This window comes from Leptospira limi, assembly GCF_026151395.1.
Taxonomy (GTDB): domain Bacteria; phylum Spirochaetota; class Leptospiria; order Leptospirales; family Leptospiraceae; genus Leptospira_A; species Leptospira_A limi.
Genome location: NZ_JAMQPV010000001.1, coordinates 1,233,269 through 1,254,656, shown reverse-complemented (window position 1 = coordinate 1,254,656; position 21,388 = coordinate 1,233,269). Strand labels below are relative to the sequence as shown.

Genomic DNA, 21,388 nt, shown 5'->3' with positions numbered 1-21,388 from the left:
AACCTTCCCTGCCCAATCAAGTCTCTATTACCACAAATCAATTTCCCAACTAACAACTAATTGAAGGATTCGAATTGAGGAGATCGTCTAAGGCTCCGCGAAGCTTTCGCAAAAAGTTGACCCTTAAGGGATCACCCAACTCGAAATTTTCGTTCGGTAAAAGTAATAAGCTCCATCCTTTTTCTTTTGCAACTGAACTCCAAATTGGCCTCGTTTGGAACGAACCAGAGAAACAAAAACCAAAGGGTCCACACCTTCCCAAACAACGGTAGGGAAAACTTGTTTGCCCATGGAATCATAAAATGCCCACTGCGTTTCAGTTGGGTCTGTTATCTCTTCTGTAAAAAAAGATTCCAATACTACTTCTCCCTCAAGAACAGAAAAACAATTCAATTGGTTTCCCATTGGATTTCTTCCATACACTTGGATGGGATTTTGTTTACAGAAACGTAACTGGCTCCTAACGTTTGTTTGGAATTCTAATTTTAGAATTTCGTCAGGAGTGACAAGGAAATTAGACAATATAGGTAGGGTTGTGAAAAGAAGAATGCATATGATGCCGATCAGAAGAAATTTATCTTTCAATTGGTTCATAAACTATCCTTGGGATACAACACATTTAAAAACTCGTTCCCTTCACGTTCAGCAAGGATTCGAATACTAGCAAAAATAGGTCGTGTTGATTGTGTACCATTCGGAGAACAATGATAATGAAGGAGAGTTTCGATCTCATCAAATGGAGATACAAAAAATTTAAATGTAGAGCACATCTCTTTTGTTTTTCCTTGTAACACTAGAGATTTACTCGCTTCTAAATCAGCTCTAGGTTTTGCAAAAAAACTACCACTCATTCGAAAATAACGAGCAGATAACTCGTGTTCATTGGATTGGCGATAATGGACTCCCATTAAATACAATATATCCGATTTTTCTTGGTCTGTTCGTTCTTTGTCAGAATCAGTTAAAACTTTTTTTAAGAATTCTTTTCCCTGTTCTGTATCTAATTTTAATTCAGATATCCCGATGAATAATGGAGTCAGGAACATACTAGGATTTTCTTCGTAAAGAGATAAAATCACTTTGTATTGTTTGCGTTTTAATAAGAGTATGGAGGAAAATTCATATAATTTTGGCAAATTTCGTTGTCTCAAATGCTCTCGCAATTCACTAGAATTCTCTCCATTTGCCTTTGTAGCGAATACATATGTGGAAGATAATTCGGAAACATTGATTGGTTTATAAATTTCAGCAAGTTGGTTCCAAATCCATGACCGATCCTTTGATGGAATATGCGAGGGGAAACGACTTCCCAAAAATAAAGCATCTAATAATTTTGAATGTTTTTTATACAGAAAGAATAAACGAGAAACAACTGCTTTCTGTAATTTACCACTAGGTTTTTGGCTGAGTGCTTTTTCATATAATGGAATCGCAAACAAAGTATTTGTTTGTTCCATTTCATATGCTTCTTCGTATGAACCATTTGCGAAAAGGGGAAATAATATCCCAGATACTGAATAACTACCAACATACAATACAAAGGCGAATATTAAACTTTGAAATTTCAACAATTGGTACAATTAATACAATCCTTTCATTAAATCCTTATGATCCGAGGAAGTAGATTTATGATCTTCCGTACACGGGCCTTCCGGTGGATAATCAGATAAATACAATTCTTGTGTACTCGGACAAGTTGGTGATGCTTGTTTTCCCGATAATGTACAAATTTTGTAAGGTTTTGCATAGACTGGCAAACTAAATTGTGTTTTTGGTAAGATACTTTTTTTATCGATTGTGGCAAGAATCTCACCCCAAAGAGGAGCGGCCACTGCCCCACCAAGACCACTTGGACCCATTCCAAATTTTGGATTGTCATAACCAACCCAAACCGCAAGAGATAAATCTGGTCTTGCACCAACAAACCATGCATCTTTATAATCATTTGTGGTTCCAGTTTTACCAATTAGATCTCCCGTATAACCACCGTTTCGTACGCCACTTGCCCTACCACTATCCCGTAATAATGAAATCATTACTTCAGCAGTATCAGGCCGAATCACCTGCCTCTCTTCAGGCAATTTTAATTTAAACTCATCACTTCCTCCTACTTCGTAGAGGACATTGCCTTTTGAATTTTTGATCCTTTGGATTAAGTAAGGTCGTTTGATAGTACCTTGGTTCACAAAACTAGTAAACGCAGAAGCCATCTCTAAAGGTGAAATCTCAAGTGTACCAAGAGCCAATGAAAGATCCCCGCGAAATCTATTTTTTTTCTCTGTTTCGTTGGGAAAAAAGAATTTAGTAAAATACTTTTCTATCCCAGAACTACCTAGTCTTTCTGCTACTTGTACTGCAGCTGTATTTTTGGATTTAACAAGAGCCGTTCGTAGTGAAATTTCTCCATCAAAACTTCCACCTAAATTTTCAGGAGCCCATTCTTTTCCTCCACCCCCTCGGTAGTACAAAGGTGCATCTAAGATTCTCATTCCGGAATGAATGGAACCAGAATCAATGGCAGAAGCATATAACACTGCTTTAATGGAACTACCAGTTTGCCTTCGCATCTGGGTAACTCGATTAAACTGGTTCGAAGAATTAAACTCATCACCACCATGTAAAAATAAAACCTGTCCAGTGTTAGGTTGTATTCCGACTATTGCTGCTTGGATAACTGATTGGTCCTTATCTCCATCTAAATGATCAGGATTCCATACCATCTCATTCAAAAGTGATATCTCTTCCAACTTTTGGCGAAATGCAAGGTCGAGAGGTGATTCTGGTTTTAGACGTACTCGTCTCTTCTGAATTTTTCCAGAACGTTTGTTTTTGGCTAAGTATTCCCTTACAATGGGACCAATCAATTCTTGGGCATTCCGATCGAGTGTTGTTTCAACCGTATATCCGCCACTTTCATATATGTTTTTTTCCCCTTCAATCGAAGACAAAATGGCACGCACATGTTCAGTCACATACGGAGCAATGTCATGACGAGAGCCAAATACAGTTTCATTCGGAGACCTAGTGGATAAATTATGATAAAAACTAACAAACTTATCTCGGTCCAAATTGGGATAAATGCCACGATTCCTAAACATATTCAAAATGGCTCTAACTCGCGTATATGAATCTTCAGGATTTTTTAATGGTGAATACTTATTAGGTGCTGATGGAAGGGAAGCAAGTAAAACCATTTCCTCTTTCGATAATTCCATCGGATTTTTTTGGAAATAAAACTTGATTCCTTCTCCAAATCCAAAAGCACCATGGCCTAAATAAACATGGTTCATATAGGTTTCGAGAATTTGTTCTTTTGTTAAGACAGATTCCAAGGCAATCGCAAGCTGTGCTTCTCTCCACTTACGATTCAGACTTTTACGTCTGTCATCTAAAATGATCCTTGCTAACTGTTGGGTGATGGTAGATGCACCTTGTTTATAACTTAGATTGATAATGTTTTTAAAAAAGGCTCGTAAGATGGCGGAATAATCAATCCCACCATGGAAAAAAAACTTTTGATCTTCTATATTTAATAATATAGAAATCATATCTTCTGGATAATCTTGTAAACTTAGAGTAGAAGTACGTTTTTGGAAAATTTCACTGACAACTTGTCCATTTCGATCCAAGATTTTTGTTGGAATATTTTTGGACAAAGTTTCCAAATACATGGGAACTTCTTTTTTGGTCGCAAGTACACCTGCCACAAAATAAGAAAAACTAACAATGAATAAAAATAGAAGGATCGATGTGATCGTAAAGGCTACACGTAAATAAGAAAACGAAGACGGATTTTTTCGAGTGTTATTGTTTCTTCGAGACAATCGTAAAGGATTGGTATTAAATTTTACGTTTTCTTTTTTTGGTTCTTTTTCCCAAACCACTCTCTTTTCAAAAAATGGTTTTGGTTTTCCACTCGAAGTTTTTGAGGATGAAGACTCTTTAATTGAATCTGTGATACTAGGAACTGGAATTTTAAAACTTTGGTACGATTGTTTCAGATCTTCTTTTGGACTGGGAAGGATTTGAACAATTTCAAATCGATAATCGACAAAATTTAATACAACTTTTTCTGCACAATGAGCACACGTTAGCTGGAACTTTCCTTCTTTTGGAATGGGTTCCGGCAAACGAGATGCTTTTTGGCAATGAGGACAAAGGTATTTGGGAGAAAGTGCCGACATAGGTTCTCCCTATTCTTATCGGTCGTTTGTTAAAATTACAAAATCAGCGATTTTCACAAAATCTGATTCCTCTTCCCTTCCCTTGGGAAACCCGGATAAAACCAACACAGAATGGCCCATTTCTCGTAACCTAGACACAACTCCACCATTTCGATCGGAATGAAAACGTCCGTTCAAATGGACCACTTTTTTACCAGATTTATGGATTTCGGAGGAAATGGCCTCCGCCATGCCCTGGTCCCAAGTGGCTTGGCCTAGTATCATAAATTGGAGATTGGTTTTATGTTGGTTTGAATGTTCAATACCTCCAAAAAGATCAGTTAACCTTTGTTTGTATTCTTTTGTGAGATATTTTTCTAAGGTGTAGGCTTGTGGCAAAAAGGTTAATGCAGTAGTTGAAAAATCTCGATATGCCAGAAGTCCCTTTTTGGAAATCAAATTCACATACCTACGTGGGGGATTTGCAGCGATCACTTTACATTGATTTTCTTTTGTTAGATTGACAAGAGGCAAATAATCCGTTTTGAAATTTTTCCAATGTACGATGGATGTTAAAAATTGTGACTCCGAGATGGTTCCGTTGAGGTATTCATCCACAATGAATTGTTGGTCTTTTTCCAACATTTCAAGTGATAAACTGACCACATCTGTTGCATATAATGTACGTAAGAAACCTTCGTAAAACCGATGTAATTCGTGATTATCATGTTCTTCACCAAGTACGATGACATCATATTGTTTTGTTTCCTTAATGATGTCATCCATGGAAACTGATTCAGAGGTTTTGGTTCGTATGATATTTAGGTTGTTAGGACTTGTTTGCCCAAACAACCCAAACACAAAAAACGAATATAAAATGAAAGAGAATGTTCTCTTATAAAATACTTTCAATGGCTGTTTTCAATTCAACACTTTCAGGTTTAGTGGAAGATGGAAATCGATTCACAACGTTTCCATTTTTATCGATGAGAAATTTTTCGAAGTTCCATTTTACATCACCTTTTTCCTTCGCATTCTCAGTTAAAAATTGGTACACTGGATCTTTGTCATTTCCCAGAACTTTTGTTTTTTTCATCAGATCAAAACTGACCCCAAAGTTAAGCTTACAAAATTCTGCAATTTGAGCTTCCGTACCTGGTTCTTGACCGCCGAAGTCATTGGAAGGAAAACCAATCACTTTTAATCCTTTCTCTTTATATGTGAGATGGAGTTTTTCCAATCCTTCATATTGTGGCGTATAACCACATTTAGATGCTACATTGACTACAAGAACAGGATGGCCTTTATAATCACCTAGAGAAATTTCCTTTCCTTGGATGGTTACAGATTTTAAATTATGAAATGACATTTTTTTTCCTCCAGCATACAGATTCAATCCAACAAATAGAAAAATAGCAAACAAAACTTTTCTTTGCATTAGGACCCCCTCCTCCAATTTTAGACTATGCCATCATTGTTTTTTGCAGTTCTTTCCGAAGCAAAACCTTGGATCCAAAAAACAAATGCAAAACCGGTCCACCACTCTGGTAAATTTCGAATCTACAAAAATGATTCTATCTACATCATCATTTCAGGCATTGGAAAAATGGCAATGGCACTTGCCGTTTCAGAGTTTGCACACCTTTTGCCAAAAGAAGAACGAGACAAAATGAAAGTTTGGAATTTAGGAATTGCTGGTTCCAACCAACCAAATTGGAAGGTTGGCGAATTCTTTTGGATTCATAAAATCACTGACTTTGCCACTGGGAAAGACTTTTATCCAGAAAGGATGACAAAATCTGTATTTCCAATGGAAACAAACCTTACAACATTTGATCGTCCCATTGCCAAAACCACAACAGAAAACCAATTCCAAGTCTTCAGTGAAACGGATTTACAATCAGTATCACTTGTTGATATGGAAGGATCTGGATTTTTTGAAGCGGCATCACTTTATTTTCCTTTGGAAAACATATCGATTGGGAAAGTCATCTCTGACCATCTAGAAGGGAATTTTTGCAAGCCAGAAACTGTGGAATCCATAGTAACAAATGTGATGGAACCATTATTCTTTGAATGGACTCACCCTCTTCCTTGGGTAATGGAAGATCCATTTGAAACAAAAATTTGGCCAGACATTTGGAAAGAAGTAAAGGAACTTCGCCTAACAGAAACCATGAAACATGATCTTAAAAAATCATTACGATATTATTTTTTGCGTTATCCAAACACAAACATACCCATGCCCAACTTAGAAATTGTTCCAAAAATCAAATCGAAATCGGAAGTAAAAACATTTGTGGAGGAATGGAAAAAACAACTCCATGTTTAAATCATTTTCACATATTTATATTGAAGAAACAGTAGCTGATCACTTTCGAACCAAGGAAATCCTATCCAAATTTCCAAATGCGATCCAAATTCCCATTCGGCATTATAAGGACAGTTTTAATCGTAATTCACAAAACTTTCGAATCCAAAAACAATCGCCAAAACTGGTGTTAGCCGAAAAAAAAGAACATTTTTTATACCCTGGAAGTGACTTTTCACCTAACTTTTCTCACAAACATTTTTATTACAATACCTTAGCACTGAACTGTATTTATGATTGTGAGTATTGTTACTTACAAGGGATGTTTCCTTCCGCAAATCTTGTGTTATTTGTGAATTGGGAAGATTTTTTTACTGAAACAAAAAAGTTCTTAGATGTCAATGGATCTTTGTATTTGGCCCTCTCGTATGACACAGATTTGTTGGCATTAGAATCGTTTTTCCCTGCGACAAAAAGTTGGATCCAATTTGCTTCAACGGAACCAAATTTAACACTTGAAATCCGAACAAAATCTACCAATTTTCAATCCATTGCCCATCTAACACCCAACCCAAATATCATCCTTGCTTGGACAATCAGCCCACAAATTGTCATTGATACGATTGAACATGGAACTCCCTCTTTACAAGCGAGGATCAAAACAATGCAAAAAACAATCGAGGCCGGATGGAAAGTAAGAGTTTGTATTGATCCAGTACTTAGAATTCCAGATTGGAAATTCCATTACCAATCGTTAGCCGAAACGTTAGGGAAAGAACTAAATCCAAAAGGGATCACAGAACTCAGCGTGGGAGGGTTTCGTATGAATCTCGATTTTTTAAAACAAATCACAGACAAACGGAAGGACTCTTCCATTTTATTTCATCCTTTTGAAAAAAAAGACAAAATTGTTTCGTATTCAAAAGAAGAAACAGAAGAGATCATAAATGTAGTAGTCCCTTCCTTAGAGAAACATTTTGATCCTTCTCAAATAAATCTAAGTTATCCTTAAATTTTTCCTTTCCATTTCCCTTCGTTCTCATAGTCTTTGTAGCCTAACTATGAAGAAAACGTTTCATTTGGTTGTATCATTCTGCCTTCTCTTCTCCATTTTGTCCTGTGGAGAAGTCAATCGGAACAAACCAATTGCTGAAAAAGGGAAAATCGACTTGTCTTCATGGGATTTCCTCCGTGATGGAAACATCAACTTGGATGGTGAATGGGAATTTTATTGGAAAGAGACGTTAAGTGGCATTCAAATTGAAAAAGAACTAGGAAAAGAACCTAAGTTCATCTACCAAGTTGTTCCCTCGAATTGGAAAGGTGTCAATTGGTTTGGTGAAACACTTGGTGGTTATGGATATGCGACATATAAACTAAAAGTAATTTTTCCTGAAAACACACCTACTTTAGCCTTTCACAATTTGGATCTATCATCTGCGTACCGAATGTACATCAATGGGAAATTGGTTGTGGAACAAGGTAGTTTTGGAATCAATCCAAATTATTTTGAACCTTCCTACAAATCCATCTTAGTCGATCTCGAGCCCGTTTCTGGAGAAACAGAAATTGTTTATGAAATATCTAATTTCCATTATTCGAAAGGCGGATTTTGGGAAAGTATGGAAATCGGCGAAAGACGTAAGTTATACGACAAGGTCAATCGCAGTTACCAAATCACTTCCTTCTTAGCTGGTAGTATTTTTCTCTGGGCATTGTATCACTTGGGTTTGTTTCTCATGCGTAGGCAAGACAAAGCCAGTTTGTTCATCGCACTTTTCAGTTTACTCATTGTTATGCGCCTTCTCACGATTGGTGAGAGGAATATTTTGGACATCATTCCATCGCTCCCAATGTCTGCTCTCATTCGACTGGAATTTGCGACGATTTACATATCGACCATTGTTTTTGCATACTTCTATCGATTGGTTTTCCCTAAAACGGTGGGGCAAAGGACAATGTATGTTCTTTACACCCTCATCACACCATTTTTAGTTTCTTTGTTTTTACCTGTCTCTGTATTTACTTCACAAATCCATTATTTTCAAATTTTCCTCATACTCGTTTGTGTTCGTATCACCATTGCTATCATCATGGCCTATCGTTCCGATACAGTCGGAGCAGGTTTATCTCTCATTGGTTTTAGTTTTGTTTTTGGCACCGTCGTACACGACATTTTATACCAAAACAATATCATCAATACGATGAATATCACTCCTTTTGGATTTTTAGGTTTTATTTTGTTCCAAGGGTATATTTTGTCTAATGGATTTACAAGAGCCTATTTATCGATCGAAAAACTAAAAGAAAGTTTAGAAATTTCAAATAAAGAACTCAATATCTTAAAAGATGGATTAGAAGATATCGTTGTTGAAAGGACAAAGGAATTAGAAGTTTCAAAAGCCAATATTGAAAGGCTCAATGAATTTGCAAAAACACTCAACACATCTCTTGAGTTAGATAGCATCCTCAACAAAGCTTTTGATTATTTAAAAGAAGAAGTATTTTGTGATTCGATGATACTATTACTTGTCGATTCAGAGAATGGCAAACTCCAGTATCACAAAGCATTAGTTTCTTCCACATCCGAATTACAACTTGAATCTAAATTTCGTGGTGTCAGTTTCCCATTAGATCCAAGCGCTGGTTTGTTTTACCATGTTTACAAACGAAATCGACCCTTTCGATTTGCAAAAGTTTGGGAATCACGTTTAAATGAATCCAATCAAAAATTCATTCAATTGATTGGGAAAAATCCAGGAATGATCATTCCTTTGAGTTCACAAGGGAAAGTTATTGCGATGTTAGCTATTTTCAGCGAACAAAAAGGATCTAGTTTTTCAAAAGCACAATTACAATTAGTTGAAAATACTGCAGAAAATATCGCAACTGCAGTAACCAATTCCATTCTTGTGGAAGAGATGAACCGAGAAAAGTTCATTGCAGATAACGCACGTTTGCAAATGGAAGATGCCAAAAACGAAGTTGTCAAACTCAATGAATTCGCTAAAAAAATAAACTCTGAATCCAGTTTGTCTCAAATCATAGACGAGATGTTTGATTATATATTAAAGAGTTTTGAAATTGAAGCCACACTCATACAATTAATCGATCCGAAAAAAAGAGAATTATACACTTACAAAACCACAATTCCAATTTATGCAACAGAAGAACAATTACACTTTGCAAAATCCTTCCGAGTTCCATTGAATGAAAGAGGAGGGATCATTTATAAAACGTATTTGCGTAAAAAAACATTATTTGTTCCCAAACCCCCAAAAACATACGAATCAGAGTTAGACGAACAAATATTTTCAAAATTAAGTTTAACTTCTTTTATTGCAGTTCCTCTTGTTGTACAAAACGAAGTGATAGGAATTGCCTATTTTACATCCTACCAAAAACCATTGGAAGTAACACGTGAAGTACTCAGACGTATTTCGGGTTTTTGTGACCAAATCGCGGGAGCAATTCAGAATTCATTATTACTCCAATTAACGGAAGATGAACGAAAAAAATCGGAAAGAGCAAAAGCAGAAATTCAAAAAATGAATGAGTTTGCAAAAACGATAAACTCTCAAAACAACTTAGAAAACATTCTTGCCGAAATCTTTGGATTCATTCGCAAAAACTATAAAATTGAAAACTGTGTATTGTATTTTCTAGATAAAGAATTTAATGAGTTTCGTTATTTAAACCATTCCGGCTTTGATTTGTTAAATGATGAAAATGTGAATTTTTTTAAAACGCTAAGGTTTCCTCTGAAAGAAGAAAGTGGATTTGTTTATAAATGTTACTTACGAAAAAGACATTTTTACATGAAACATGTTCCCAAATCAATGCCTTACCATATTGATAAACAAATTACTGAAAAATCTGGTATGAAGGGTTTTTTAATTTCTCCATTAGTGAATAACGATGAAGTTGTGGCCATGGCAATGTATGGAATCAATGATGAGACCATACATTTTACCAGTGAAGAAGTTGATTCCATCGTAGGTGTTTCGGAACATATTGCAAGTGCCATCAACAACCACTTTTTACTGAAAAAAATTGAAGAAGAAAAACAAAGATCCGACTCTCTTTTACTCAACATCCTCCCAAAAAACGTAGCAGAAGAACTGCAAAAGAAAGGAAGAGTAAATCCAGTTGAATTTGAAAATGTAACCTTACTCATGACAAGTTTTCCTGGTTTCTCTCAAATTACAGGACAACTCACACCAGAAGAATTGATTGAAGGTCTCGATTTATATTTCTCTCGATTTGATGAGATCATCAAAACAAAGGGAATGGAAAAATTAAGAATGACTGGGGATATGTATTTAGCTGCCGGTGGTTTACCTGTCGGGAATTTTACTCACGCAGTTGATGCTTGCCTTGCTGCCTTACAAATTAAAAACGAAGTGATTCGTATGATGGAAGATTTTAAAGACATTCCATTCAAACCGAATGGCATCACCATTGCAATTCACTCAGGGCCTGTTGTTGCGGGAGTGATTGGAAAATCAAAATTCAACTATGATGTTTGGGGAAAAACGGTCACACAAACACAAGCCATCAGACGTGGTGGAGTCGGTGTTTCGATTAACATTTCCCAAGAAACCATGGACAAAGTGAAACGATTATTCCATATCGACAACCAAAGAATGATCAATACTTACGAAGGAGAACAATTCCCTATTTACGAATTGTTAGCATTAAAATCAGACTTAGCAGACGATACTGGAATCCTTCCAAATGATAAATTTGAAAGGTTATATACCCAACAAAAACGGGGAGCAAAAATCCTAATCAAATGATCTATGTTATCTATCTGATTGGTTTTTTGTTTTTAGGAATCCTATATGGGATAACGAAACTATACAAACAAAATGAAGAAAACCAAAATACTGTTACCGTCTTAAAATCTAAAATTCAATTACTGAATGAGGAATTAGAAGAAAAAGAAAAAGAACTACTCTCAACAAAAACGCAATCAGAGGAATTTTCGAACAAACTTGTTGATTCATATGGTCAACTTTCTGACCTTGATAGCCTTTTAAGAGAAATCAACTCAGCAACTGATTTAAAAGATGTTCTGAGAATATTAGGATTTTATATCAGAGAAAAATTCAACGTTCCACATTACCTTTTATACGTTTATAAAAAAGAATTAGATGCCTTAGAATTTTTTCACAGTAACTTCCCAGAAGAACTTTCAGAATCCGTAAAATTAGAGATCATGGGCAGGAGAATCCCTGTTTCCGATTCTTACGTAACTACGTATGCACATGCGTATGTTCGAAAAAGAAAACGGAGTTTTTATATTGAAGACTTTGAAACTTATAAAACAGAAGGTGTGGAACTAGAAAATAAAAAATCAGCAAATTTAAAATCACTTCTCATTGTACCACTTTACCTACGCAATAAATTCATTGGGACATTGGATTTATTAGATTACTCAGGTATATTTTTATTGAATGAACAACAACTGAACCAAATCAAAATCATTGCTGATTATATTGCAGGCACAATTGAAACAGGGTATCTTCTTGATGAATTAAAAACGGTTAATTCAAAAATCCAAGAAGAAAAAGATAATATAGAATCCAATCGTTTGAAATTGGAAAACCTTCACAAATTCAATCGAAAAATTAATTCCTATTCCGAAATCGAAGATATCACAAGAGAAGTATTTAGTTATTTAAAAGCCAATCACAGAGTTGAATTAGGTTTTATCTTATTAGTAGATCCAAAATCCAATACATTAGTCCCTCTTATGGAAGGAGCAGAAGTATTCAATAAAGGATTACTTGTCACAAATTTTTTACGAACATTTCGTCCTCAACTGATTCCTTCTATTGGCTCACTCTATAGGTCTTTTCAAAAACAAAAACCAATTTATCTCAAAAAATCATCTCGATGGAAAGAACTAACTCCAATCGATACCTCAATCGTTGAAAGTTTTAAATTAGAAATTTTTGGACATGTACCTCTTGTTGTCCAAGGTCAAACCATTGGGATAATTTGTGTCACTCGCCTAACAAAGGAAAACCCTTGGACACAAATTGAATTCCAAGAAATCATTTCGTTTTGTGAACAAGTGGCGGGTGCAATTCATAATGCAAATTTACGCCGAGATTTGGAAAAAGAGAGAGAAAAAACACTTCACTTCATTCGAAACATTCTTCCTGGTGATTTGGCGGATGAACTCATTGAACGTGGAGAAGTTGTTCCTATGGAATATGAATCCGTTAGTATATTATTTACTGATTTCAAAAACTTCACAAAAGCAGCAGAATCATTGTCTCCAGAAGATTTGATTGAACAATTAGATGGATGTTTTTCCCAATTTGATGATATAGCAGTAAGGCATAATTTTGAAAAACTAAAAACAATTGGGGATTCTTACATGGCTGCTGGTGGAATTCCGCAAGGAAATTTCACTCACCCCGTAGATGCATGTTTGTTTGCCATGGAGATCAAATCTTTTATGACACAGATTCGCTCCTTTAAACAAATGTTAGGCCAAGATTTTTGGGAGATTCGAATTGGTATCCACACTGGTCCTGTGGTTGCAGGTGTCGTTGGAAAATCAAAATTTGCATATGATGTTTGGGGAGATGCAGTGAACACTGCAAGTCGAATGGAAAGCTCAGGTGATGCCGGCGAAATCAATTTATCTGAGACTACTTATGATAAAGTAAAACGATTTTTTGAATGTGAATACCGTGGTAAAGTCAAAGCAAAAAACAAAGGGGAAATGGGGATGTATTTTTTAAAGCGTTTACGTCCAGAATTTTCCAGAGATCCAGATGGGATGGTTCCCAACCAAATCTTTTTAGATTTATACAAAAATTTGCAGATCGGTGCAAAAATCATCTACCGCCAAACTGGTTCTTAATTAGCTTCCACTCTGTTCCGAACCAGTCCCTACAGAACTAGAACTTTAAAAATTCTCTCCAAGATGATCCGAACCAGATCGTGAGGATGATCGCTGATGATTAGGCATCGTAGTTGCAACTGGGTTGTTACATTGAGGAGATGGAACCATTGTTTCATGTGTTTAAGGTCGCACGGTTTTTTAACTCTCCCAATATAAGAAAAACGCAAATGTGCCAATTACCTTTGAAACATACTTGATTCTACATTAGAGAAGTTTGAAATTGAATCATTAGATGGAAACTCGCACGTTACGTATCCTATTTTTGGTTTTTTATGTGATTTCTTTAATTGTATGGATCATTGAAGAAATATACACTCTTACAAAACCACCTGAATACTTCGACCGATTTCGAGTCATCATAGCAACCATAGAATCATTCATTGCCATTTCTTCCTTCCTTGTTGTTTTTATTTTATACAAAGAACTCAAAAAAGAAGCTGTTGAAAATAAACAGGCAAAAACACAAATCCATGATTTAAAAAGAACCAATCGAATTTTAAAAAATCCTGAAATAGGATTTTGGGCGGAAGCAAAGGCCCAGATGTTAGAATGGAATTTAACAGAAGCAGAAACTGAGATTGCTATTCTTTTGTTAAGAGGTTTTTCCCAAAAACAAATTGCTGCTGTTAGGAAAAAAAGTCTGAGGACGATCGAAAACCAAACCGCGTCTATCTACGAAAAATCTTCTATGAGAGGGAAACTGGAATTTATTTCTTTCTTCCTTACTCCCCTTTTACCCGAAGAAGACTGAACAAAAAACCTTGACCAAAGTGGTTCTTTTTTGTTATTTTAAGTTTGTTTTATGAAAAATCGAAACGTAATTTTATTCACATTCTTATTTGCATTATGTAACATTTCTCTTTGGTCCCAAACACAATTAGAAGACCGTGACAAACAAAGACAGTCTGGGTTAATCAAAACCAATCAAAAAAAACAAGAGGAAATTCTGCAAAAGTATAACGATTTTGTTTCTAAAGTGCAGAGCAGATTCCCTGGCCTCAAAATTTCCTCTTCCCCCATTGATTTAAAATTAGCAGAAGGAATTTCTGACCACAATAATGCACCAGGAGCTACTGATAAAAAATCCAAATCTGTAAGTGCCATTGCTTCTGATCATTTTTATTTACAACTCGAGCCAAATAAACAGCCTAACGCACGTTCGCAAATTAAGGTAAAAAAAGGGGATACCCTCGAAGTAGTTTTAGTTTTAAAACAAGATGTAACAGAAAAAAAAGAAGGTTCTCATTGGGTTTTGGTTCGAACAAAATCAAAACAAGAAGGGTATACCACCCAAGACTTATTACAACCAACAAAACCAGCAGTAAAATCCAGAAATACTGAAGGATTCTCTTTAGATGTGTCTTCTATACCTACTAGAATCACAACTGAATCAGCTAGCACAAGTTATACTGACTCGAAAAAAGGTAAGGAAATGTGGGTAAACGCTAGTTCCTTAAATATGAGAGGAGAACCCGATGTGAATGGATATGTAATCGCGAGGTTACCAAAAGGAATCAAAGTCACCATACAAAGTTCCACATCCAATGAAGAAACGATCGACGGAATCTCTTCCAACTGGCACCAAGTATCTTCTGCTTATGGTAATGGTTGGGTCTTCGGTGGATACTTAAGTAACTCAGAAGTTGTCTCATATGAAGTTCAACCAGGCGAAATTTCATTTCCACAAGAAAATCCAGATGATTTAAAAATTGGAGACAAACGTTTTGTTAGATCTACAAATTTACGAATGAGAGACGAACCTAACGAATACGGTTCTGTCGTTACTTCAATCCCTGGTGATGAAAAACTTAAAATATTAGATACCAAGAAGGAAATCGAAACCATTGGTGGAGTAAGGTCTAAATGGATTTATGTAAATTGGAATGATGAGTGGGAAGGATGGGTCTTCGGTGGATTTGTTTCAAAAGAACGTGGTCCTCTAGTTGATACTGATGATATCTCAAAATACTTTCAGATTCCAGTAGATAATGACCGCTATGTGTCATCGAGTTTTGGAACACGCGTAGATCCAGTAACTGGAAAAATTGGTGCCTTCCATTCAGGAATTGATTTACCCGCTCCAGTGGGAACTCCAATCAAAGCTGTAAGTGATGGAAAAGTATGGCGAACTATTACAACTAGCGGTGGTTATGGGATGTTAACGATTATTAGCCATAAAAATAACATTTATACCTATTATGCACACCAAAGTGACAGGCAGGTAAAAGAAGGTGACACCGTCCGCTCTGGCGATATCATTGGTCTAGTAGGAAACACTGGAAAATCAACAGGTCCTCATCTACATTTTGAAGTTAGGAAAGGCCCAGACCAACAAGCATTGGATCCAGGAGCATATTTACCCAAATGAAATCTAAATTAATTCTAATTTTCTTTTTTCTGATTCAATCGTTTCAACCAATTTTGTTAGCGGAAGAAACTTTGCCTACTTCAACAGAAGTTTCACCAAGTTTTGATATGGTGCAAATCATATTAAAGGGAAATCAAAAGGAATTAGAAAATGCCGTAACAAATGGAGGAGATATCAATGCTTCAGATGATTCCGGAAAATCACTCCTCATTTTAGCTGTTGAAAAAAATCGATCAAAACAATTTGAGTTTTTATTAAACCAGGGAGCTGATTTAAACAAACGTGATCTATCTGGCAAAACATTATTACATTATGTTGTTACATCCAAATTCACGAACCAAATCAAAACATTAGTCGAGAAAGGTGCAGATCTAAATGCTTATGATGCTGATGGAAATACTGCCCTACATGTTGCGATCTTAAAATCAAACTTAGCTGTTCAGAAGTTACTTGTGGAAAGTAAAGCAGATGTGAATCTCAGAAACAATCCACGAAAATCTCCTATCTATTTGGCATTTGAAAAAGGAAAAATAGATTCTATCAACTTCCTATTACAAAATGGTGCTGATATCAATTTACCTGATTTAACAGGTCGAACACCCATTTTTGTAGCAATTGAACAAAGAAACATAAAACTACTTACTCTTGCTTTAGATGCAAATGCCAATCCAAATGCGGAAGATACAAAGTCTATTCGGCCCATCGTATTTGCGATCGAAAAAGGATTCACAGCGGGAGTAGAATCCTTATTAAACCGAGGAGCAGATGTCCAATCCAAAACACCTGAAGGTGAATCATTATTATTTTATTCGGTTGAAAAAAGAAACCTAGTTGTAACGAATTTATTAATCAAAAAAGGACTCAATGTTGACTCTAAAAACACAAATGGAAAAACATTGTTTGAAATTGCGTTAACCAAAAACGATACTAACTTATTAAAATTGGCGTTAGATGCTGGTGCAAATCCAAATCAAATACTATCAATGAATAAAAACCCTTTGGAAGAAGCAATCGAAAGTTCCAAATGGTCTATTGCTGAACTATTGATTGAAAAAAATGCAGAGATTCAAACACCCAATCTTTCTGGTTACTTACCCATCCATTTAGCTTCCAGAAAACAGGGAATCAAAGTTGTAGACCTCCTCTTAAAAAAAGGAGTTCCCGTTGATATCGTAAATGCAAAAACAAATGAAACTGCATTGTCACTTGCATTAGATAACAAACAATTAAATATCGCCAAACTCCTATTATCGAAGAAAGCTAACCCAAATCATCAACTGAAAGATGGAGTTGGATTAATCTTTTCTACGATTGAAAGAAAGGATGCCGAAGCATTTAAACTACTCGTATCCAGTGGTGCAAATTTATTAATACTAAATGATGAGGATGAAAATCTAATCACTACGGTTTGTAAATTAGAGGTTGATAAAAAAGAACAAAAGTTTGTTGATGAGACTCTTAAATTATTGATTAGTAAGGGTGTAAACCCAAATGCAAAAAACAAACGAGGATTAAGCGCTCTTCACATAGCACTCAATCGTAATCGAATCGAAACCATGTCAACTTTGTTAACCATGGGAGCAGATCCTAATCTAACAGACAATAATGGATTTTCGCTTTTACACAAAGCGATTCAAAAGTTTTTAAATGCAAAAGATACCAACCAAATTGAACTATATAAAAAGTTAGTACTATTCCTAGTAGAAAAACGAGCGAACCTCAACCAACAAGATAAATTAGGGAAAACTATACTTTCCGAACTGGCAATTCAATTTGATCCTGGTAAAAGTGATCCCATTTTGGAATTGGCAAAAGTATTGGTTCTAAATGGCGGAGATCCTAAGCTAAAAGATAAAAATGGTAAGTCTGCATTGGATTATGCAGATGAGAAAAAAAATCCACAACTCTTAGAAATTTATCGCGGTCTTTAATGTCCATTCCCAAAAAAGATAATCGTATCAATATATTCGACTTTGTTAATACGGTCCCAACTAAGACATTCAAACGAGGTGAGATCATCGTAAGAGAAGGTGATCCATCAAATGAAAAAATGTATTTTATATTGAGTGGAACATTGTCAGTAGGAATGGGTGCACCTGACCAAGGAAATTTCCATGAAGTGAGAAAACTTTCCACAGGAGAGTTTTTTGGAGAGATTGCACTGATCTCTGCACATCCCAGAGCAATGACAGTATTCATCGAATCAGATAGAGCACAGTTAGGAATTCTTGATAAACAAAATCTAATTCGAATTGCAAATTCAAATCCTATGTTCGTCTACGCATTATTACAAACTTATGTAGAACGTCTTATTGAAGCCGAACAAAAGTTAAAAGATCTAACCGAGGCGAGTGATGGGACTTAAAGAATCTCTAGCCAAACTCAGTATGATCAATATCAAAAGAGGAGAAGTCCTTTTTAAGGAAGGAGTTCCTTCTAATGGAGCTATGTTCTTTTTGTTTGAAGGCCAGTTAGACATTTATAAACAAATAGAAGGCAAACATACTAAATTAAGAAGTATATTGCCTGGCGAATTTTTTGGAGAAATGGCAATCATCAACAATAGCCCAAGAGCAGCATCTATTGTTGTGGTATCTGAATCGGCAAAACTTGGTATCATCAATCGAACTACTTTTGTACAAATGAGCCAGGAAAGTCCTGAATTTTTATTCTTATTACTAAAAAAAGTAATCGAAAGATTATATGAAACGGATGGAAAAATCAGAGCGATCAAAAGAAAACAAGATGAAGACTCAATGATTGCCAAAGTTGCACCTGCTGTCTCCAATACTGGTTCTGATTCCGATGGAGAGAATCTAGGTACAGTACCTTTGGAAACATTTACAGATGATGCACAATCAATCGGTGAATGATTTATAAACTGAATTTTTTTCTTTTAATTTTAAATATTTCAGGCCTAACAACAATTTCAGGAACTACAAATCCAGATTGATCCAATATTAAATGTTTTACCACATCAGCAATTTGGTCTGGTAACAAATATGACTTTGGATCTTGATCTGGTTCTATATTCAAATGATTATAAAAATCTGTTTTTGTAATATCAGGTATTACCAAGTGTACCTTCACTGAATATTTGCGAAGTTCATCAAATAATAACCGAGCATATTGGTGGATTCCAGCTTTTAGTGAACCATAAACATTCCCCCAAGGAGATACTTCATTCCCCGAAATTGAACCAATGAAGATTATCCTACCTTCATTTTTTTTCAAATTACGAGTGAGAGCACTTGTTAAGATCATAGGTGAAGTTAAATCAACTTGCACCATTTCTACTATTTTTTCAGGAGATAATTCTTCCACGGGACCAAAGTATGCAATCCCTGCACTATGGATTAATAAAGAAATATGATCTTTAGCAGGTAGTAAATTTAAGATCTTGGGTATGGTATTTGGATCACTTAAATCACCTTTAATTAAATGGAAATCTTCGTGTAACTCTTGGCATTGTTCTGGATGCCTACAAATTCCATATACAATGAAATCCATTCCGAGCAAAACCTTTGTGATAGCAAGTCCTATGCCACGTGATGCTCCTGTTACAACCGCAACCTTTTTCATTTTAAACTTTCCATAAATTCCCAAACTAACAAGGAAGCATCGACTACCTTAGTCTTTTTTCCCTGGTTGATAAACGGAATCATTGTGGTTTCACCTGGCCAACTGTGACCAAGACCATTCAATCGAATCAATTCCACAATTTTCTTATTTGAACAATTAGTAAACCTTTCAAATTGAATCTGAAGATTGTTGCCATCTTCTACAAAATCTTTGGTATTTTTTGTAATAGTATCTTCGCAATGATTCCATTCCTTCCATCTAAGGATGCTATCTGTAACTGATAGAATTTCTTTTCCGTCTTTTACGTAACCACCATTATAAGGAACCAATGGATCTTCAGTGCCCGCCATAATCGCTACAGAGACTGGCGTCGTGTTATGTTTCTGTTTTGATTTCAGTAGACCAACTGAAATTTGAGCGGCCACACTCATGACCCCTCTCCAAAGTTCAGATTTTTCAATCGCCAATCTTTGGGCCATAAATCCACCATTGGAATGTCCAACCAAATACACATAACGTTCGTCAACCGATCCTTCAGAAATCATACGTTTCACAATCGATTCTATAAATATAACATCATTGATTGAAGCCTCATCAGCAGGAGAACTACCTCTTCCATCAGCCCAACTCCTTTTGTAACCATCTGGAAACACTACGATAAAACCTTTTGAATCGGCAATCTCATTCAATTTGGTTTGTTTCATCATTGCAAGCCCAGTACCAAATCTACCATGAAGTGCAACTAACATCGGTATAGGCAAGCCATTCCAATTTTTTGGGTAATGTACAAAGTATGTACGTTTCACTCCATTCAGTTGAAAATAATCATTTTTTTCATTGGGTTTTAATTTATAAAAGTAACCCATACAAGAAAATAATGTAACAAGACAAAAGATTCCTACTTTAAAATGTTTCATTGAGCCATCTCCAATTTAGTTACCTCAAGAAGTTGTTCTTTGAAAATTTGATTTGGCCAATTAGTAATCATCAAAAGAACGACAGGAATTCCTCTCCATTGGTCGATACCCACCGAATATTCATTTTCAAATAGAATCTCATCCGATCGTGAATAACGGAAGGTAAGTGATTGTTCTGTCCGAATATGAGATGGAAAAATACCACCTGAAAAAAATGTAAGTAGAAACTGCACCTTATGCACAAAAGGATATCGGTAAGTAGGATCTTTTTTTTGCAGTATCACTTCCAAAGAGGAGGAAGAACTCTGATCTTCAATTAACCCTTGTTTTTTGAAATAATCTAAGATGATTTCTTTTTCAGATTCATATCTATAAAATCCAGTAAAAATAAGCCTGATACGTTTTTCTTCCATTTTAAGTTTATTACGATTTTTAGAAGTGACTGGATCGGGAAAAGCAGCACAATTAATTGAGAACATAACAAGTATTATGATTAGAATTCTATTCAGATCAAAGATCATTATTTATATCTCCTAAAAAATCCGAAACTTTTTCCGTTAAAATCGAATTCCATTGGTCGCTATCATCTACCCACATAAATAAAATAGAGACCCAACCAAATACACGATAAGATTCCAAAGAGTATCTATATTCTCTTTCTATTTTCCCTTTTTTTTTGAGTCGAAATAAAAGATAATCATCATCTCGATCAATATCAGGTACAACAAAGAAAGTACTAACAGCTAAGAAACGGTTTACTAAATACAATAAAAATCGATCCTGTTTTCGTTCCGCCAAATAAGATACAGGTTCAGTTGATTCCCCCAAAAAAAATTTAAACTTAGGACTGGACTCCAATATAATTTGCAAATGTAAATCTGCTTTAGTTTGATCATAATAACGAATAGAAGAAAATTTACCAGATTTCTCTAAGGCCGATAAAATGAATGTTACACGACTTCTATCAAGTTCTTCGTCCCAACCAATCAATTCATAACTAAGTGTTCGATTGAAGACTTTATTATTTAATTCTATCTTGCGTCGTTCGCCTGAATAAAAGACTGAACATGAAATACATAAATTCAAAATCAAAAATAATACTTTTAGCTTCATTTTTTTCGT

General features: G+C 35.4%; 18 protein-coding genes. 9 read left to right on the top strand and 9 right to left on the bottom strand.

Going from position 1 to position 21,388, the window contains the following annotated elements; translation table 11 throughout:
* Positions 1–123: 123 nt before the first annotated feature.
* The 5 genes from ND812_RS05875 to ND812_RS05855 all read right to left on the bottom strand — a co-directional run bounded on the left by ND812_RS05875 (position 124) and on the right by ND812_RS05855 (position 5,601).
* The gene (locus tag ND812_RS05875; protein ID WP_265374680.1) at positions 124–594 is read right to left on the bottom strand and encodes a hypothetical protein; all 471 of its coding nucleotides are present in this window, start codon (positions 592–594) and stop codon (positions 124–126) included.
* Complete coding sequence (locus ND812_RS05870) at positions 591–1,457, bottom strand: hypothetical protein (RefSeq protein ID WP_265374679.1); 867 nt, start codon at positions 1,455–1,457, stop codon at positions 591–593. The genes ND812_RS05875 and ND812_RS05870 overlap by 4 nt, the downstream gene beginning before the upstream one ends.
* Before the next feature lie 123 nt (positions 1,458–1,580).
* Positions 1,581–4,184, bottom strand: coding sequence for a transglycosylase domain-containing protein (locus ND812_RS05865; protein ID WP_265374678.1), 2,604 nt, complete (start codon positions 4,182–4,184; stop codon positions 1,581–1,583).
* A gap of 15 nt (positions 4,185–4,199) precedes the next feature.
* Complete coding sequence (locus ND812_RS05860) at positions 4,200–5,075, bottom strand: ChaN family lipoprotein (protein WP_265374677.1); 876 nt, start codon at positions 5,073–5,075, stop codon at positions 4,200–4,202.
* Complete coding sequence (locus ND812_RS05855; RefSeq protein ID WP_322113649.1) at positions 5,059–5,601, bottom strand: glutathione peroxidase; 543 nt, start codon at positions 5,599–5,601, stop codon at positions 5,059–5,061. Before ND812_RS05855 ends, ND812_RS05860 begins: the two co-directional genes overlap by 17 nt.
* Before the next feature lie 27 nt (positions 5,602–5,628).
* Between ND812_RS05855 and ND812_RS05850 the strand changes: the two genes are divergently transcribed.
* The 9 genes from ND812_RS05850 to ND812_RS05810 all read left to right on the top strand — a co-directional run bounded on the left by ND812_RS05850 (position 5,629) and on the right by ND812_RS05810 (position 18,640).
* Positions 5,629–6,495, top strand: coding sequence for a phosphorylase (locus tag ND812_RS05850; protein ID WP_265374676.1), 867 nt, complete (start codon positions 5,629–5,631; stop codon positions 6,493–6,495).
* The gene (locus ND812_RS05845; RefSeq protein WP_265374675.1) at positions 6,488–7,486 is read left to right on the top strand and encodes an SPL family radical SAM protein; all 999 of its coding nucleotides are present in this window, start codon (positions 6,488–6,490) and stop codon (positions 7,484–7,486) included. The genes ND812_RS05850 and ND812_RS05845 overlap by 8 nt, the downstream gene beginning before the upstream one ends.
* 49 nt (positions 7,487–7,535) lie before the next feature.
* A complete protein-coding gene (locus ND812_RS05840) occupies positions 7,536–11,273 on the top strand; it encodes an adenylate/guanylate cyclase domain-containing protein (RefSeq protein ID WP_265374674.1) in 3,738 nt (1,245 codons plus the stop codon).
* Positions 11,270–13,357, top strand: a complete 2,088-nt coding sequence (locus ND812_RS05835; RefSeq protein WP_265374673.1) for an adenylate/guanylate cyclase domain-containing protein — start codon at positions 11,270–11,272, stop codon at positions 13,355–13,357. The genes ND812_RS05840 and ND812_RS05835 overlap by 4 nt, the downstream gene beginning before the upstream one ends.
* A gap of 274 nt (positions 13,358–13,631) precedes the next feature.
* Complete coding sequence (locus ND812_RS05830) at positions 13,632–14,150, top strand: helix-turn-helix transcriptional regulator (RefSeq protein ID WP_265374672.1); 519 nt, start codon at positions 13,632–13,634, stop codon at positions 14,148–14,150.
* A gap of 51 nt (positions 14,151–14,201) precedes the next feature.
* Positions 14,202–15,767 carry a peptidoglycan DD-metalloendopeptidase family protein gene (locus ND812_RS05825; protein ID WP_265374671.1) on the top strand — a complete coding sequence of 522 codons (1,566 nt, stop codon included), beginning with the start codon at positions 14,202–14,204 and terminating at the stop codon, positions 15,765–15,767.
* Positions 15,764–17,698 carry an ankyrin repeat domain-containing protein gene (locus ND812_RS05820; RefSeq protein WP_265374670.1) on the top strand — a complete coding sequence of 645 codons (1,935 nt, stop codon included), beginning with the start codon at positions 15,764–15,766 and terminating at the stop codon, positions 17,696–17,698. The genes ND812_RS05825 and ND812_RS05820 overlap by 4 nt, the downstream gene beginning before the upstream one ends.
* Entirely contained in the window at positions 17,698–18,132 is a 435-nt protein-coding gene (locus ND812_RS05815; protein ID WP_100715671.1) for a Crp/Fnr family transcriptional regulator, read from the top strand. The genes ND812_RS05820 and ND812_RS05815 overlap by 1 nt, the downstream gene beginning before the upstream one ends.
* Positions 18,122–18,640: a Crp/Fnr family transcriptional regulator gene (locus ND812_RS05810; RefSeq protein WP_265374669.1), complete on the top strand. Its 519-nt coding sequence runs from the start codon at positions 18,122–18,124 to the stop codon at positions 18,638–18,640. Before ND812_RS05815 ends, ND812_RS05810 begins: the two co-directional genes overlap by 11 nt.
* 1 nt (position 18,641) lies before the next feature.
* On the opposite strand, the gene ND812_RS05805 is transcribed toward ND812_RS05810, so the two are convergent.
* The 4 genes from ND812_RS05805 to ND812_RS05790 are packed head-to-tail and all read right to left on the bottom strand — an operon-like array spanning position 18,642 to position 21,379.
* Positions 18,642–19,349: an SDR family oxidoreductase gene (locus tag ND812_RS05805; protein ID WP_265374668.1), complete on the bottom strand. Its 708-nt coding sequence runs from the start codon at positions 19,347–19,349 to the stop codon at positions 18,642–18,644.
* Complete coding sequence (locus tag ND812_RS05800; protein ID WP_265374667.1) at positions 19,346–20,266, bottom strand: CE1 family esterase; 921 nt, start codon at positions 20,264–20,266, stop codon at positions 19,346–19,348. The genes ND812_RS05805 and ND812_RS05800 overlap by 4 nt, the downstream gene beginning before the upstream one ends.
* Entirely contained in the window at positions 20,263–20,787 is a 525-nt protein-coding gene (locus ND812_RS05795) for a hypothetical protein (protein WP_265374666.1), read from the bottom strand. Before ND812_RS05795 ends, ND812_RS05800 begins: the two co-directional genes overlap by 4 nt.
* Positions 20,777–21,379: a hypothetical protein gene (locus ND812_RS05790; RefSeq protein WP_265374665.1), complete on the bottom strand. Its 603-nt coding sequence runs from the start codon at positions 21,377–21,379 to the stop codon at positions 20,777–20,779. The genes ND812_RS05795 and ND812_RS05790 overlap by 11 nt, the downstream gene beginning before the upstream one ends.
* Positions 21,380–21,388 lie beyond the last annotated feature (9 nt).

Excerpts from the sequence above, each read along its gene's own strand:
- ND812_RS05805 (WP_265374668.1), bottom strand. The coding sequence starts at position 19,349 with ATGAAAAAGGTTGCGGTTGTAACAGGAGCATCACGTGGCATAGGACTT.
- ND812_RS05865 (WP_265374678.1), bottom strand. The coding sequence starts at position 4,184 with ATGTCGGCACTTTCTCCCAAATACCTTTGTCCTCATTGCCAAAAAGCA.
- ND812_RS05820 (WP_265374670.1), top strand. The coding sequence starts at position 15,764 with ATGAAATCTAAATTAATTCTAATTTTCTTTTTTCTGATTCAATCGTTT.
- ND812_RS05850 (WP_265374676.1), top strand. The coding sequence starts at position 5,629 with ATGCCATCATTGTTTTTTGCAGTTCTTTCCGAAGCAAAACCTTGGATC.
- ND812_RS05800 (WP_265374667.1), bottom strand. The coding sequence starts at position 20,266 with ATGAAACATTTTAAAGTAGGAATCTTTTGTCTTGTTACATTATTTTCT.
- ND812_RS05875 (WP_265374680.1), bottom strand. The coding sequence starts at position 594 with ATGAACCAATTGAAAGATAAATTTCTTCTGATCGGCATCATATGCATT.
- ND812_RS05810 (WP_265374669.1), top strand. The coding sequence starts at position 18,122 with ATGGGACTTAAAGAATCTCTAGCCAAACTCAGTATGATCAATATCAAA.
- ND812_RS05790 (WP_265374665.1), bottom strand. The coding sequence starts at position 21,379 with ATGAAGCTAAAAGTATTATTTTTGATTTTGAATTTATGTATTTCATGT.
- ND812_RS05845 (WP_265374675.1), top strand. The coding sequence starts at position 6,488 with ATGTTTAAATCATTTTCACATATTTATATTGAAGAAACAGTAGCTGAT.
- ND812_RS05870 (WP_265374679.1), bottom strand. The coding sequence starts at position 1,457 with ATGGAACAAACAAATACTTTGTTTGCGATTCCATTATATGAAAAAGCA.
- ND812_RS05825 (WP_265374671.1), top strand. The coding sequence starts at position 14,202 with ATGAAAAATCGAAACGTAATTTTATTCACATTCTTATTTGCATTATGT.
- ND812_RS05815 (WP_100715671.1), top strand. The coding sequence starts at position 17,698 with ATGTCCATTCCCAAAAAAGATAATCGTATCAATATATTCGACTTTGTT.
- ND812_RS05835 (WP_265374673.1), top strand. The coding sequence starts at position 11,270 with ATGATCTATGTTATCTATCTGATTGGTTTTTTGTTTTTAGGAATCCTA.
- ND812_RS05830 (WP_265374672.1), top strand. The coding sequence starts at position 13,632 with ATGGAAACTCGCACGTTACGTATCCTATTTTTGGTTTTTTATGTGATT.
- ND812_RS05840 (WP_265374674.1), top strand. The coding sequence starts at position 7,536 with ATGAAGAAAACGTTTCATTTGGTTGTATCATTCTGCCTTCTCTTCTCC.
- ND812_RS05795 (WP_265374666.1), bottom strand. The coding sequence starts at position 20,787 with ATGATCTTTGATCTGAATAGAATTCTAATCATAATACTTGTTATGTTC.
- ND812_RS05855 (WP_322113649.1), bottom strand. The coding sequence starts at position 5,601 with ATGCAAAGAAAAGTTTTGTTTGCTATTTTTCTATTTGTTGGATTGAAT.